Consider the following 15,186-nt stretch of genomic DNA (forward strand, 5'->3'; position numbering starts at 1 on the left):
CTCAACTATGTAACCGTCGACGAAAAGCGTCATTGATAGCTGCTACTTTGATGTGTGACATATCGACCGTATTCTCTTCAATCCATAATTCAAAGTCGGCGAAGGCCTCTAACGCAAACATGTTTGCAGTGACCTCAGCACAGCTTAGCCCTAGCATGTCATAAATAACTAACTCAGCATGCCACTCTGGATCAGGTACCTCAAAACGTTCCCCTCGCTTTATCATAAACGACCTTTGAAAACTGCGCTTCAACTGCACTAAGCCAAGCCTTCCAACATCATCACTTGTCGGTAATACATAATGACTGCATTGCCACTTTGCTTTTGGAAAGACAATGGAAAAGTCTGGGCTAGTTGGTGCGACATAATCAAACTGAATAGTCTCATTTGCTGCCAATACAACATCATAAGGGCTAAAATGAAATGCAATATTTAAGCTGCAATCCCCTTCGGTCAACCTCAAATCACCATACACTTGAATATCCGTGGTGAGCTTAACTGTATAACCTGACCAATCTTTATCCGGAATAGTGAGACAAGATGAGAAACAGCTTAAATCTTGCTGGCTTAAAGCCAAAGATGTTGATTTATCTAAACAGAAAAACTCGCCAAGTAACTCAACTCGCTCGCCCTCATTCTCACCTTGAGTCAACCACGCTTTTAGGCTCACCTGCTGCGGAATAAGTACGCCTTCAGGCGCTAAAAACTGAACCAAATGTTTGAAAATATATACTTGTGGCTCGCGTTTTAGCAAAGCCGTCATGGTTTCTGAAATAATGATATCAAAGCGTTCTTGAGACGACTGTGGTTGCCATAACGTCGCGTCTGCATGATGCGTACGAATGTGGTAATGACCAAGATTAAAGTGGTTAATTAACTTATGCACCGCATCAATATTCTCTTGATGAATATCAATTAAGGTAACCTCAACAGGTAAGTTATCACTCACTGCTAATAAAGGTATAAGCAAAGTAGCATAAGGCCCAGTCCCTGCATAGAGTACTCTAACGGGTGCTTCATTTTCTCTAATGCAGTCATTTATCGCTTGTGCGACGCCTTGAGCAAATAATTGTGTTCTCACAGTTTCTTCAAAACACTTTGCCGCTTGCACGGGAGAAATCGCAACACCTGATGCGGTTTCTGTTTTATCAGACTGATTCATATCTGTGCTGGTAAATATCCCGGTAACAGTACCTAAATAGTCCACCATGGCTTTGATATCAACTTTATCGATAGCCCCTTTTGGCGCACTCAGTAAAACCTGCGCAACATCGACAAACTGTGATTTAGATAACCCCATAACTTCCCTATTTTTTATAAACTTAGACTAGGTTTGAGGATAGAGTGACATACCCCAAAAGTAAAACTAAAAGGCTTGCAAAAAATAGTCTTAAATATCTGAGCTGTTGCGAAGTTTTTACAACCCGGTGTAAAACCCCACCAAAATATAGCCATAGCGCATCTGCCACTACAGCAACCGCAAACAATATACTGGCCGCAACCACACTGGCCTGCAATTGAGACTCAAACGGCAAGGCGACATTAGCAAATATAGCGATACAAGCAGCATACGCTTTGGGATTAAACAAATTTAAAATGAACCCATCCATAAAACCAACGGACTTATCTCCTGTTGAAGATAAAGCACTTTTGTTGGTAGCAATTTTATATGCAACGTAAAGTAAGTAGAGTAAAGCCGCGACTTGGAATACGTGCGTTAATTGCGGGAAGCTTAACAGTAATGCACCTAACCCTGTTGCCGACGCGACAATAGCGACCAGCAAGCCACTCAAAATACCCAGTAAGAATGGCACTCCTTCTCTAACCCCAGAGCTTGCACCAACAGCAGCGAGCGCCAATGGGGCAGGGCCAGGTGAGCCAAGTAACAAAAATGTTGTAAATGCGAGCGAAATAATAGCTTCTAGCATGGTTTTCCAAACTTTCCTTTTGCTTTATGTGATGTTTTTTCTTGTGTTGAGTTCGCCGATAAAATGACGAGGAATGGCTGAGGTGAACACCTCAACCTATTGCGTTTTATTCGGGTGAGGGTATGCGAACAACGCCTTCCATCAATACACGTGCACTTCTGCTCATGATGGCTTTTTTCGCTAACCACCTCTGTCCATTTTGCTCTGCTTCAGCGCCAACTTTTAAGGTGCCAGACGGGTGCCCAAACGTAACTTGATTTCGTGGTCCACCGCCAGCGGCTTCATTGACCAAAGTACCCGGAATTGCCGCAGCTGTCGCTATGGCCACCGCGGCAGTACCCATCATCGCATGGTGTAGCTTACCCATAGACAGCGCTCGTACATTTAGGTCGATGTCTTGCTCACTGATGGCTTTACCACTGGATGCTGAGTAGGCACAAGGGCCACTAACAAAAGCTATTTTGGGCGTATGCTGACGAACCTTAGCATCTTCCAAATCGTTGATCAGACCCATTTTCAACGCTCCATATGCGCGGATTTTCTCTAGCCTTTGCAACGTATTTGCATCGCCGTTAATTGCCTCTTGCAATTCAGTGCCGTTAAAGCCCAAATCATCAGCTCTAAAGAATAGAGTCGGGATCCCAGCATTTATCATGGTCACATCAAAAGCGCCTTCATCAGGCACTTCAAGTACATCCACTAAATTGCCGCTCGGGAACATATCTGCATCAGCATCGGCTGGATCTAAGAACTCAACAACCACCTCAGCTGCCGGGAACGTCACGCCATCTAACTCAAAGTCGCCAGTTTCTTGCACTTCACCATTGGTGATTGGAATATGCGCAACGATGGTTTTACCGATATTTGCTTGCCAAATACGGACAACTGCAATCCCATTTTCAGGTATGCGAGTACTGTCAACCAAACCATTGCTGATAGCAAAAGCACCAACCGCCGCGGTTAAGTTACCGCAATTTCCACTCCAATCGATAAATGGCTTATCGATAGCCACTTGTCCAAACAAGTAGTCAACATCATGGTCGGCTTGCGTGCTCTTTGACAAAATAACCGTTTTACTGGTGCTGGAAGTCGCCCCACCCATGCCATCCGTTTGCTTAGCATACGGATCTGGGCTGCCGATCACGCGAAGTAAAATATCATCTCGCAATTTACCGGCAACTTGTGCGCCTTTAGGTAAGTCTTCTAGATTGAAAAATACACCTTTTGAAGTCCCACCACGCATATATGTGGCGGGAATTTTAATTTGTGGTTTAAAACTCATGATCCTTCCTAACAATAAACCCAAGCATTGCTTGGGTTTATTTTGATAATGTTGATTAAGCGTTGGCTTCTAAAAAGTCTTTAGCAAAACGTTGCAATACGCCACCCGCTTCATAAATAGACACCTCTTCTGCGGTATCCAATCGGCACGTGACATCCACTTCGATACACTCACCATTTCGACGATTAATCACCAGCGTCAACGTTGTACCCGGTGTGCGCTCGCCCACAACGTCATAGGTCTCTGTGCCATCTAACTCAAGTGTCAGTCTTGTCGTGCCTGGTTTAAACTCCAGCGGTAATACACCCATACCAATCAAGTTGGTTCTGTGAATACGTTCGAACCCTTCAGCAACAATCACTTCAACACCCGCAAGACGCACCCCTTTTGCCGCCCAATCTCGCGAGGAGCCCTGACCATAGTCCGCACCTGCCACAATAATTAGCGGCTGCTTTCTATCCATATAAGTTTCGATTGCTTCCCACATACGGGTTACCTGACCTTCAGGCTCAACACGCGCAAGTGAACCTTGCTTCACTTCACCATTTTCCTTCACCATTTCATTAAGTAGCTTCGGATTCGCAAACGTTGCACGCTGCGCGGTTAAGTGATCTCCTCGGTGTGTGGCATAAGAGTTAAAGTCCTCTTCAGGTAGGCCCATTTTGGCCAGGTATTCACCTGCTGCACTGCTTGCCATAATTGCGTTAGAAGGTGACAGGTGATCGGTAGTAATATTGTCACCTAAAATAGCCAGCGGCCTCATGCCTTTCATCGTACGCTCGCCTGCAAGCGCACCTTCCCAATATGGTGGACGACGGATATAGGTGCTCATTTCGCGCCATTCATACAATGGGTCGTTATCTTCACCATAATCAACCGTGAGGTTGAACATCGGGTCGTATACTTCTCTAAATTGCTGTGGTTTCACACTGTTTGCTATAACCGCATCAATCTCTTCATCACTTGGCCAAATGTCTTTCAGTGTTACCGGATTACCCGCTTGATCATGACCAAGGACATCTTGTTCAATGTCAAAGCGCACACTACCTGCAATAGCATAAGCCACCACCAATGGCGGTGACGCTAAGAATGCTTGCTTTGCATAAGGGTGAATACGACCATCAAAGTTTCGGTTACCCGACAATACAGCCGTTGCATATAAGTCTCTGTCGATGACTTCTTGTTGAATTTTAGGGTCTAGTGCCCCACTCATTCCGTTACACGTAGTACATGCAAAGGCCACAATGCCAAAGCCAAGCGCTTCAAGCTCTGGTAGTAAGTCTGCTTCAGTCATATAAGAGCGCACCGCTTTGGAGCCCGGTGCAAATGATGTTTTGACCCAAGGTTTGCGCTTCAGGCCAAGTTTATTGGCGTTTCTTGCCAGCAACCCAGCTGCAACGACATTTCGTGGGTTACTGGTATTGGTACAACTGGTGATAGCAGCAATGATCACCGCGCCATCAGGCATTTGATCTTCTGTTTTTTCGTAATCAGCCACGATACCTTGTTTGGCCAAATCTTGCGTTGCCACACGGCGATGCGGATTAGATGGACCGGCTAAGTTACGCCCTACACTGGATAAATCGAACTTTAATACGCGCTCATACTTGGCTTCAGTCATGGCATCTGCCCACAAGCCAGTCAGCTTGGCATATTTCTCCACTAACTCGACTTGCTCATCATCACGGCCCGTGAGCTTTAAATAATCAATGGTTTTCTGATCTATGTAGAACATAGCAGCCGTTGCGCCATATTCTGGTGTCATATTTGAAATCGTCGCACGGTCACCAAGGGTTAAGTCATTTGCACCTTCACCGAAAAACTCTAAGTAGGTTGAGACCACTTTTTCATTACGTAAAAACTCAGTAATGGCTAAAACAATATCCGTTGCAGTGATACCCGGCTGGCGTTTACCCACCAGCTCAACACCCACAATATCTGGTAGTCGCATGTAGGATGCACGGCCAAGCATAACACTCTCAGCTTCTAAGCCACCGACACCAATGGCAATTACACCCAATGCATCAACATGTGGTGTATGACTGTCAGTGCCGACTAGCGTATCAGGAAATGCAACACCATCTCGCGCCTGAACCACTGGCGACATTTTTTCTAGATTGATCTGGTGAAGAATACCGTTACCCGGTGGGATCACATCAACATTTTTAAACGCTGTTTTTGTCCAGTTTATAAAGTGGAAACGGTCATCATTGCGGCGATCTTCTATCGCACGATTTTTTTCAAACGCATTTTCTTCATAACCGGCGTGCTCTACTGCCAAACTGTGATCAACAATTAACTGGGTTGGTACAACTGGATTAACTTTGGCAGGATCGCCTCCTTTTTCTGCGATGGCATCACGAAGACCAGCCAAATCAACCAGTGCTGTTTGACCAAGAATATCGTGACACACTACACGCGCTGGAAACCATGGGAAGTCCAGGTCTCTTCGTCTTTCGATTATTTGCGTCAAGAAGTCATCAAGCTTTTCAGGCTCTGCTCTTCGCACTAGGTTTTCTGCGAGGACTTTTGAGGTATAAGGTAATCCATCATATGCGCCGGGCTTTATCGCCTCGATGGCCTCGCGCGTATCATAGTAACATAGAGTAGAATCAGGTAATCGTTTACGGTATTGGGTGTTCATAACTGCTTTTTCCAACTGAAGATGTGACGGTGTGCTTAGCATGCAGTGCTATTAAGCACTGCATGCTCACGACTTACGGTCTATATAAGTCGTCGGCTATAACTAGCGTGCTGCAATCGCAGGCACTGGGCGAAGATCTTCACCTGTATATTCAGCAGAAGGGCGAATAATACGGTTATCCGCACGCTGCTCCATCACGTGTGCAGCCCAGCCCGTTAGGCGAGACATCACAAAAATTGGGGTAAATAGTTTCGTTGGGATCCCCATGAAGTTATAAGCAGATGCATGGAAAAAATCCGCGTTACAGAATAACTTCTTCTCACGCCACATCACTTCTTCACAGCGAACAGAAACAGGGTAAAGCACTGTATCGCCAACATCTGCTGCCAGTTTTTCAGACCATGTTTTAATAATTTCATTACGTGGATCTGACTCAGAATAAATCGCATGACCAAAGCCCATGATTTTCTCTTTGCGCTCTAACATGCCCATCATTTCTTGTTCAGCATGATCAGCAGATTCAAAGCGCTCAATCATTTCCATCGCGGCTTCATTAGCACCACCGTGAAGTGGACCACGCAGTGAACCAATTGCGCCTGTCACACAAGAATGCATGTCTGATAGTGTTGACGCACATACACGCGCAGTGAAAGTAGATGCATTGAATTCATGCTCAGCATAAAGGATAAGTGATACATGCATAACGCGCTCGTGAAGCTCTGATGGCTTTTCACCACGCAGTAAGTGTAAGAAATGCGCGCCAATTGAATCATCATCTGTTTCAACATCAACGCGAACACCATCATGGCTAAAGCGATACCAATAGCAAATGATGCTTGGGAAACACGCCAGCATACGGTCTGTCACTTTACCTTGCTCATCAAAGCTAGCTTCGCCTTCCAAGTTACCCAACATAGAGCAACCTGTACGCAGCACATCCATTGGGTGTGCATCTGCTGGAATACGTTCTAACACGTCTTTAAGTGCCACAGGTAAACCACGCATTGACTTCAATAGGGCTTTATATTCGTCAAGCTCGCTTTGATTTGGCAGTTTGCCTTTAAGAATAAGGTATGCAACTTCTTCAAACTGACAGTTCTCAGCCAAACCTTTAACATCATAACCGCGATAAGTTAGCCCTGAACCTGATTTTCCTACTGTTGATAATGCAGTTTTCCCTGCTACTTGACCACGTAGACCTGCACCACTTAGTACTTTAGCCATCACTTTCTCCTGAAAAATTTTTTACCTGCTGAATTTTAGAATCTTTTTTCTGAGCGTGCTAAAACACGCTCTGTTATATTATTTGTTACTTGTTTTTACCTTGAGCAAACAATGCATCAAGCTTTTGCTCGTAATCGTGATAACCAAGGTAATCATATAAATCCATACGTGTTTGCATGGTATCTACAACTGCTTTTTGGTCACCGTCATTCAATAAAGTGCGATATACCAACTCGGCTGCTTTATTCATCGCACGGAATGCGCTTAGAGGATACAGCACCATGCCTACGCCCCACTCACCAAGCTGTTGCTTGCTCCAAAGCTCAGTCTTACCAAACTCTGTCATGTTCGCTAAAATTGGCACGTCTAACGCTTCTGAAAATGCTCTGTAGTGTTCTTCAGTTTGAATCGCTTCTGCAAAAATGCCATCAGCGCCCGCTTCTACATAGGCTTTTGCACGTGCAATCGCAGCGTCTAAGCCTTCTTGAGCAAAGGCATCAGTACGCGCCATTATGAAAAAGTCTTTATCAGTACGCGCATCCACCGCCGCTTTAATTCGGTCGACCATTTCTTCTGTTGATACAATTTCTTTGTTTGGTCTATGACCACAGCGTTTTTGTGCCACTTGGTCTTCAATATGTACCGCCGCAGCACCAGCTTTTTCCATATCGCGGATCGTTTTAGCAATGTTAAATGCACCGCCCCATCCTGTATCAATGTCCACCATCAGGGGTAAATCACAAGCAGATGTAATGCGCTGAACATCTGCAATGACATCATTTAAAGAGGTCATGCCTAAATCAGGTAAGCCATATGATGCATTTGCGACACCACCACCAGATAAATAAATTGCTTGGTGACCTATTTGCTTTGCCATAATCGCGCTATAAGCGTTAATCGTGCCTACAATCTGTAATGGTTGATTTGCATTTAATGCGTCACGAAATTTTTTTCCTGCACTCATGGTGGTGTACTCTCCTGTGATGTTTACTTCATGTTTGATAGCTTGACGGCGATATTATTTTTTGAGTATTGAATATGGCGTCGCATTAAAATCTCTGCCAATTCGCCATCACGATTTGCGATGGCTCTTACGATATGTATGTGCTCGTCATAAGCTGTTGTCACTCTTGGTCCAGTCATACCTAACTGAACTCGATACATTCTTGCTAAGTGGTAAATCCCATTGCTCAGCATAGTGATCAATTGTTGATTTTGGCTGCCAACGATAATGCGGTAATGAAAGTCCAAATCTCCCGCCTCTTGATAGTAGACGTTGCGCTGCTTTACCTCATCTTGCTGGCCTTTTAACAAACTGCTCAATTGATTTATCTCAGCATCAGGCATATTTTGTGCAGCAAGCCTTGCCGCCATGCCTTCCAATGCTTCTCGGATCTGATACAGCTCAAGTAAGCCTTCGGATGTTAAAGTCACAACGCGCGCACCGACATTGGCTTTACGCTCAACAATGTTGCACGCTTCTAAGCGGTTGATGGCTTCACGAACGACTGCACGGCTAACCTCATACTTTGTCGACAATTCAACTTCACTCAGCTTTGAGCCCGCTGATATATGGCCTTCAACGATCTCTTCCCTCAATTGAAAAAACGTTTTATCTGAAGAGGTTACAGCTTTTTCTTGAAAGAAGTTCATCAAATGATCACGCAATAGTTTTTATCAATTGCCAACAATATAGATACACTTTACGTTAACGTCAACCTACAAACAAATAAATTGTCGACAATCTTATTATTCACACTATTCACCTTATTTATTATGGCTAAGCAAGCGTCTGCCAATCTAATAGTACTGATAAAGTAATAAACTAACGTGACATGCTTTTAATAAATAAGATTAGGAGTAGGGCAAACATGGCTAAGGCAGTGAGCAGGATAGGAAGGGGTAAGTATAAGAACAGCGAGAGATAGGCAACAAAAAAGGCAAGCTAAGCTTGCCTTTTAAAATTCGTATCAACTGTGACAGTTACAGCTTAACGATTTCCTCAGCTTGAGGACCTTTTTGGCCTGTAGTAAGTTTAAATTCTACACGCTCGCCTTCAGCTAGAGTACGGAAACCGTCGCCTTTGATTGCACTGAAGTGTGCAAAAACGTCTGGGCCATTTTCCTGAGCGATAAAACCAAAGCCTTTTGACTCGTTAAACCACTTTACTGTACCTGTTAAAGTATTAGACATAATAATAAATCCTGATAAAAAATATAAATGCCAATCCTTAAAAGCAAATTCTAAACTGCTTAAAGAGAATCCATCTTTATAAACTGGCAAACCTATGCCCTTGTGGGCGCATAGACCTAAATTTTGCCGGTGATAAAACTTCAGGACGGTACTACTACAAGCTAACACTTATACAACAACGTAATGGAGATTTATAAACACTGACCGAAATTCTGTCTATGTTCATCTTATAGGGATGCCCCTCTAAGTCAACTAATTTTTAAACATATTTATGAATGCTTAATGACATAATCACATAAGCATTGTGAACAATTAGAGACACCGCCGCAGCCCCAGTAAAAATAAGGCTTTTGGACATATCAATAGCAATCGATTTTTATTGATTTTTCTGCATAAAAATAGCGTTTCAAGTATGTACATTTACGCTCAAATTTGTTTTCGTAATACTTTAAATATTGGCCAATATGGCGCGAAGTTGCGGCAGGTATAATTAACCGACTAAAAAATAAGAGTTGCAATAATTACAATAAAAGCAACTTAACTAAAAAGCTCAACTCTGCCGATAATGTAAATTAGCACCATCAATGTCTAGAGAAAATGAATATTAACGATACTATGTATTTTGAATGCATCGAGTTCGAAGACTAAATAATGCTGTAACTCGCCTATTTAATCGCAAAGGATTTACCTAGCAACTCCCCCACTTGTTCACTGGGTACTGGCACAGAAAATAAATGCCCCTGTAGTTGATCGCAACCATGGGAAGCAAGTGTCGTTGCCTGTACGTCACATTCCACGCCTTCTGCAATACAGTTAACACCAAGACTTTTAGCAATATTAATCATCACTAAAGCCAGATCATCTTGATGCTCGGCACCACCGATTTCATTAATAAAGCTAGGATCTATTTTTATCGAATCAAAATGCAATTCTTTGAGCAAAGAAGGATTGGTGTGGCCAAGACCAAAATCGTCGATAGCCAAACTAAAGCCCAAGCTGCTTAACGCATTGAGCGTTGACTTAAGTTCATCCGCGCGCTCTAGTAATGGACGTTCTGCGATTTCTAATTCAAACTGCTTTGGACTTAACTGATATGTGTCCAACAGTGCCATTAGCTGCTCAGTAAACATGCCATTTAACAAATGCTTTATCGATAGGTTTAAACACAATTGCAAATGAGGATAGCCTTTTAACCACTCTACAAAATGTGGCATAGCCAGCTCAAAGACATACATACTTAAATGACCATTTATTCCCGCACTCTCGGCTACATCAACAAATTGTTCAGCCGCGATAAGTTCATCTTGATGTTGCCAGCGTGCGAGCACTTCTATCTTTTCAATAACCAACGTCTGCGCATTCAAAATGGGCTGAAAATAGGGTAAGAACGCTTTTTCTCTAAGCGCCTTTATCATGGCAGTTTCTTTCTCAAGATAGAGCTCAGCTTCTTTATCGAGCTCAGCACAATAGAATTGGTAATTAGAATGCCCCACTTTTTTAGCTCTATACATCGCTGTATCTGCACTTTTCATTAATATGTCGGCGTTTTCACCATCTTCAGGATATAACGCAACGCCCGCGCTAAATGACACATTCACTTGTGTTGCTCTTAGATCATAATCCCCACTTGAAGCGTGAAATATTTTTTCCACCACATGCCGAACATGCTTTCTGTCGTCCATGCTGTCAATCAATAGTACAAACTCATCGCCACCAATACGTGAAACCGTATCACATGCTCTGATACTCGCGGTTAGACGCTTGGCAACCTGCTTCAGTAACTCATCGCCACTGTCATGGCCAAGGGAGTCATTAATTGCTTTGAATTTGTTTAAATCTAAAAATATCAGCGCAAACTGATGCTTGTGACGCTTAGCTCTTTTACATGACTGAACCAACCTGTCTTGCAAAAGTAATCTATTTGGCAAACCAGTTAATGCATCATGATGGGCCAAGTGATTCATCCTTTTTCGCATCAGGCGTGACTCCGTGACATCCTGAAACACCAACACAGCGCCAGCAATTTTATCGCCGCGAATGAAAATAGGTGAGCAACAAACCTCTATTGCAAAGTCGAGGCTAAGATGATTTCTAAAGCAAATCAGTTCACTCAAGCAAACAGTTTGAAGCTCTTGCATAGATTGCTGCATTGGGTCATTAATGGGCTCTTTACTGTCTTCATGAAATAGTGGCATGACTTCTTGAAATGCTTTCCCTTTGACTTCATCGCTCAACAGGGCCAAAACAGCTTCAGCAACAGGGTTCATGAAGGTAATCTTGTTATCTACATCTGTGCAAATAACCCCATCGCCGACAGAACTTAACGTGATCGCCAGTAACTCATGCTGTTTTTGTAACTCACTTTGCTTAGCGACATCAACCAACTGGCCAAGAAACACCCCCTGTAAATGGGTATGATTGATTGAAACGATGAATTCATCTTGACCCCGTGTTGCATTTAGAGGTCTAAAGGTCAATTGAGCAAAGTCATCCCCCTCTTTTTGCCAACGTGTAAATTGCTCAAAGCTAGGCTCATCAATCAGTCCTTTTAACCCTAACTCAACCAATGTGTCTTCCGAAGTACGAAGCTGTTTACACAGCCCTTGGCTAACAGCATACAAAGTGCCATTTTCACAAACCAAAAACTGTGCAGTCAGGCACTCTCTAAACACCTCATAATACAGCTCGCCATGTTCCCCAAATCCAATTTCTTGCTGCTTTTTTCGCGCGAAATAAATCACGCCCCCACCTAAAACAATGGCCATCACAAAGCCAATGATACCAAGAGAAAAGTAGTTAAAAAGTTCAATTAGGGATTCGTTACCATACTGACCTACTTCGGTAAAAATCCAATTTTCTATAAACTGACTTATCTGAACACCGAATGAGAGGCCAACGAGCAGGAAAAATATACTGAGTAACAGTTTTTGTGTGAGTCGATTCATATGCATTCGCGCAAAATCAAAGAAGTTATAAAAATATCCTTAGTATTGATTAAGCGTAGACTCTGATGGTCAACTTTAACAGTCACTGCAATTAATTGATTATTTATATTTCTGGAATTTAACCCACTTTTGTCCTAAATCTATTAAGGGCAAGGTTATTGAGATCAAGCAATGATAAGCATAAGCGACGATGTAAAAGTGGTTGAAAACTTTGTGCGAGTAGCGCAAATAATCGCGAACTTGGAGTCCATTTTAACCCAAGCGAAAAACCTTTCTCTCACCGCTAAAAATGCACGAGTCGTAGCACTAAGAGCAGGGGATGCAGCGCTTGGTTTTAAACCCATTACCAATTTTATCGATGAGTTCTCTGAACAGACCATTGCTTCTACGACTAAAATTGCGGACTTATCTAATCAGCTGTTTAAAGTCGCACATAAATTAGTACGCTGTAGTCAATATTTTCATCAAATGACACTACTCAAAACACATTTAAACTCAAAGCAAGCAGATGCCATGTATCAAGAAGCGCTTAAATCACAGCGACGCGCGGCGTCACAACTATCTCTGGCTTTGAGCGAACTTGAAAATCACTTTGAAGACATTCAAAAACAAATGCAAAGCGCCGAATATATTGCCGTAACCAGTAGAGTTGAAGCCACCAATGCAGGGGACTTTAGTGACAGTTTGCAATCTGTATCTGACTTTATTGCAAGTGCAGCTAAAACGATCAAAACCGCTGTTGTATACAACTTAAGTGAAATCCATACTCTAAGGGGAGTGTTAAAGTGAAGCTAGCGGAATTATACAAAGGAAAAACACACAGTTGGATGATGCTTGAATGCAGTGGATCAAAAAACGATACACACAGCGCGGTTAACCAATACTTCATTCACAGTGACTATGAATCGCTGTTAATGGACCCTGGAGGGGTTGAGCTATTCTCTCCAATGTTAGCGGCAGTCTTACAGCATACTGAACTCGATAAATTGACTACCTTGTTTGCATCCCATCAAGATCCTGACATTATCGCAACCTTGAGTTTATGGGATAAAGCCATCGCAAACGCCACGTTATACGCGCCCTCTTTATGGGATCGTTTTATCGGCCACTTTGATTTAGACAATCTTCATTTTGAAGGCGTCAGTGATGAAGGTGGGGAAATTCAATTGGGCGGTGTACGCTTACGCATACTTCCCGCACACTACTTGCACGCTGCTGGCAATTTTCACCTATATGATCCCACAGCTAAAGTTTTAATGAGTGCTAATGTTGGCTCAGCAATCAAAGCTCCGAGTGATACTAAATTCGTGGAAGATTTTTCACTTCATGTGAAACATATTGAACAATTTCACAAACGCTGGATGCCGTCCAACCAAGCTAAAGCAAACTGGATTGCCAGAGTTAAAGAGCTTGATATTAATATACTTGCACCCAATCATGGCAAGCTATACAAAGGCGAGCAAGTACAAGAGTTTTTAGAGTGGTTTGATAAATTAGATGTAGGTAGCGCTGCCAAATGAACACTAAATTGGTCCGTCAGTAAGAATTTATAAAGCGCTCAGTCATATCAGAGCGCTTGGTCTTTTATGTAGCTACTGGGTATAACTTAAAATAGGGTAGTCACGACACACACTTTGTACTTCATTGATAAACCCATCTCTGAGTTCTGGATTCAAACGGTACTCCTTCTCGCTGAGAATTTGCACGACATCTAAAATACGGCACACCAACTCGACCACCTTTTTACAGCCAATTTCATCCATATGTCGCTGCGCAAGTGCACCGGTGCCAATTCTCAGTCCACTGGTAACAAATGAAGAACGGGTTTCACCTGGGATCCTGTTTTTATTCACCGTGATCCCACACTCTTCCAACGCCTCTTCAGCGATTGTACCTGTGAGCTCTCCTCTGAGCTTGATTAGCACTGTATGATTATTCGTTTGACCGCCAATCACTTCATACCCATGAGCATTAAACGCATCAGCAATAGTATCAGCAGCATGACGGATCCGAGTAATATATTGTCTAAATTCAGGCTTTTGTGCGTAGCCAAATGCAGCAGCTTTTGCAGCAATAATATTCACAGCAGGGGCGCCTTGCATCATAGGAAACACAGCGCGATCTAGAATACGAGAAAAAGGCAAGTTGAAGCCTGGTACGGTGTCATTTGCATCTCGACCAGACAATATTAGCCCACCTCTAGGGCCTGCTAACTGTTTGTGCGTACAAGTTGTCGTTACATGGGCATGATCAACAGGGCTTGGATGTAACCCAGTAGCTACTAAACCCGCAATATGAGAAATATCCGCCATTAAAATGGCACCAACCTCATCCGCTATCTCTCTGAAACGAGCGAAATCAACCACTCTTGAATAGGCTGTTGCGCCACACACAATCAGTTTTGGGTGATGCTCATGTGCAAGTCGGCGAGCTTCCTCGTAATCTATCAAACCCTCATCTGTCGTCCCATAGCCAATTGCTTTATAAAAAGTGCCAGAGACAGTTACTGGGCTGCCATGCGTTAAATGTCCACCATGATCTAGAGACATCCCTAAAAAAGTATCACCGGGCTTAAGCAATGCTGAAAACACTTGGTAATTTGCATTTGATGCTGAGTGTGATTGAACATTCGCATATTGCGCTCCAAACAGTGACTTTGCACGTTCAATGGCCAACGACTCAACTTTATCAACATTTAAACATCCAGCATGATAACGTTTACCCGGTCCGCCTTCAGCTGTCACATTCACCAAAGCGGATGCTGATGCGGCCAGCGTTCTAGGGTCTACAGTGCAGCAAGATGCCACCAAAGATAATGTATTGTGCTGCCTGACAACCTCATCATCAAGTAACCTTGCAAGTTCAGCGTCTTGCCGACTTAATTCGAGTATGCCCTTTTCTAATAAACCTTGTTGTCCTGAGATAAGTTGTCTATCAAAGTTCATAAAAGCTCCTTCTATGCCTCTTTAT

The 15,186-nt window shown here is 43.2% G+C and carries 12 protein-coding genes; 2 read left to right on the plus strand and 10 right to left on the minus strand.

Annotated elements, in window-relative coordinates; all coding sequences use genetic code 11:
* Position 1: 1 nt before the first annotated feature.
* The 9 genes from AC2CZC_RS21775 to AC2CZC_RS21815 form a co-directional block, all read right to left on the minus strand.
* Positions 2–1,300 carry an SAM-dependent methyltransferase gene (locus AC2CZC_RS21775; RefSeq protein WP_484585389.1) on the minus strand — a complete coding sequence of 433 codons (1,299 nt, stop codon included), beginning with the start codon at positions 1,298–1,300 and terminating at the stop codon, positions 2–4.
* A 22-nt stretch (positions 1,301–1,322) separates the two neighbouring features.
* A complete protein-coding gene (locus AC2CZC_RS21780) occupies positions 1,323–1,928 on the minus strand; it encodes a LysE family translocator (protein WP_484585390.1) in 606 nt (201 codons plus the stop codon).
* Between the two features lie 106 nt (positions 1,929–2,034).
* Positions 2,035–3,210, minus strand: coding sequence for a 2-methylaconitate cis-trans isomerase PrpF (gene prpF / locus AC2CZC_RS21785; RefSeq protein WP_484585391.1), 1,176 nt, complete (start codon positions 3,208–3,210; stop codon positions 2,035–2,037).
* A 55-nt stretch (positions 3,211–3,265) separates the two neighbouring features.
* Complete coding sequence (gene acnD, locus AC2CZC_RS21790) at positions 3,266–5,854, minus strand: Fe/S-dependent 2-methylisocitrate dehydratase AcnD (protein WP_484585392.1); 2,589 nt, start codon at positions 5,852–5,854, stop codon at positions 3,266–3,268.
* A gap of 102 nt (positions 5,855–5,956) precedes the next feature.
* Positions 5,957–7,078: a bifunctional 2-methylcitrate synthase/citrate synthase gene (prpC, locus tag AC2CZC_RS21795; protein WP_484585393.1), complete on the minus strand. Its 1,122-nt coding sequence runs from the start codon at positions 7,076–7,078 to the stop codon at positions 5,957–5,959.
* Positions 7,079–7,163: 85 nt separating this feature from the next.
* Positions 7,164–8,042 (minus strand): methylisocitrate lyase, encoded by an 879-nt coding sequence (gene prpB / locus AC2CZC_RS21800; protein ID WP_063369732.1) that lies wholly within the window; start codon positions 8,040–8,042, stop codon positions 7,164–7,166.
* A 23-nt stretch (positions 8,043–8,065) separates the two neighbouring features.
* Entirely contained in the window at positions 8,066–8,731 is a 666-nt protein-coding gene (locus tag AC2CZC_RS21805) for a GntR family transcriptional regulator (protein ID WP_063364288.1), read from the minus strand.
* Between the two features lie 330 nt (positions 8,732–9,061).
* Positions 9,062–9,271, minus strand: coding sequence for a cold-shock protein (locus AC2CZC_RS21810; protein ID WP_023398377.1), 210 nt, complete (start codon positions 9,269–9,271; stop codon positions 9,062–9,064).
* A 665-nt stretch (positions 9,272–9,936) separates the two neighbouring features.
* On the minus strand, positions 9,937–12,216 hold the full coding sequence (locus AC2CZC_RS21815; protein WP_484585394.1) for an EAL domain-containing protein: 2,280 nt from the start codon (positions 12,214–12,216) through the stop codon (positions 9,937–9,939).
* A 171-nt stretch (positions 12,217–12,387) separates the two neighbouring features.
* On the opposite strand from AC2CZC_RS21815, the gene AC2CZC_RS21820 reads away from it, so the two are divergent.
* Together AC2CZC_RS21820 and AC2CZC_RS21825 are read left to right on the plus strand one after the other, a co-directional pair.
* The gene (locus AC2CZC_RS21820) at positions 12,388–13,005 is read left to right on the plus strand and encodes a hypothetical protein (RefSeq protein WP_063364290.1); all 618 of its coding nucleotides are present in this window, start codon (positions 12,388–12,390) and stop codon (positions 13,003–13,005) included.
* Positions 13,002–13,736, plus strand: coding sequence for an oxygen-binding di-iron domain-containing protein (locus AC2CZC_RS21825; protein ID WP_484585395.1), 735 nt, complete (start codon positions 13,002–13,004; stop codon positions 13,734–13,736). The genes AC2CZC_RS21820 and AC2CZC_RS21825 overlap by 4 nt, the downstream gene beginning before the upstream one ends.
* Before the next feature lie 72 nt (positions 13,737–13,808).
* Here the strand turns inward: AC2CZC_RS21825 and AC2CZC_RS21830 are convergent, their stop codons facing one another.
* The gene (locus AC2CZC_RS21830) at positions 13,809–15,161 is read right to left on the minus strand and encodes a serine hydroxymethyltransferase (RefSeq protein WP_484585396.1); all 1,353 of its coding nucleotides are present in this window, start codon (positions 15,159–15,161) and stop codon (positions 13,809–13,811) included.
* Positions 15,162–15,186 lie beyond the last annotated feature (25 nt).

Source organism: Pseudoalteromonas sp. MMG033 (genome assembly GCF_057197785.1).

Coding starts and splice junctions, on each gene's coding strand:
- AC2CZC_RS21830 (WP_484585396.1), bottom strand. CDS start 15,161: ATGAACTTTGATAGACAACTTATCTCAGGACAACAAGGTTTATTAGAA.
- prpC (WP_484585393.1), bottom strand. CDS start 7,078: ATGGCTAAAGTACTAAGTGGTGCAGGTCTACGTGGTCAAGTAGCAGGG.
- prpF (WP_484585391.1), bottom strand. CDS start 3,210: ATGAGTTTTAAACCACAAATTAAAATTCCCGCCACATATATGCGTGGT.
- AC2CZC_RS21780 (WP_484585390.1), bottom strand. CDS start 1,928: ATGCTAGAAGCTATTATTTCGCTCGCATTTACAACATTTTTGTTACTT.
- AC2CZC_RS21815 (WP_484585394.1), bottom strand. CDS start 12,216: ATGAATCGACTCACACAAAAACTGTTACTCAGTATATTTTTCCTGCTC.
- acnD (WP_484585392.1), bottom strand. CDS start 5,854: ATGAACACCCAATACCGTAAACGATTACCTGATTCTACTCTATGTTAC.
- AC2CZC_RS21810 (WP_023398377.1), bottom strand. CDS start 9,271: ATGTCTAATACTTTAACAGGTACAGTAAAGTGGTTTAACGAGTCAAAA.
- AC2CZC_RS21805 (WP_063364288.1), bottom strand. CDS start 8,731: ATGAACTTCTTTCAAGAAAAAGCTGTAACCTCTTCAGATAAAACGTTT.
- prpB (WP_063369732.1), bottom strand. CDS start 8,042: ATGAGTGCAGGAAAAAAATTTCGTGACGCATTAAATGCAAATCAACCA.
- AC2CZC_RS21775 (WP_484585389.1), bottom strand. CDS start 1,300: ATGGGGTTATCTAAATCACAGTTTGTCGATGTTGCGCAGGTTTTACTG.
- AC2CZC_RS21820 (WP_063364290.1), top strand. CDS start 12,388: ATGATAAGCATAAGCGACGATGTAAAAGTGGTTGAAAACTTTGTGCGA.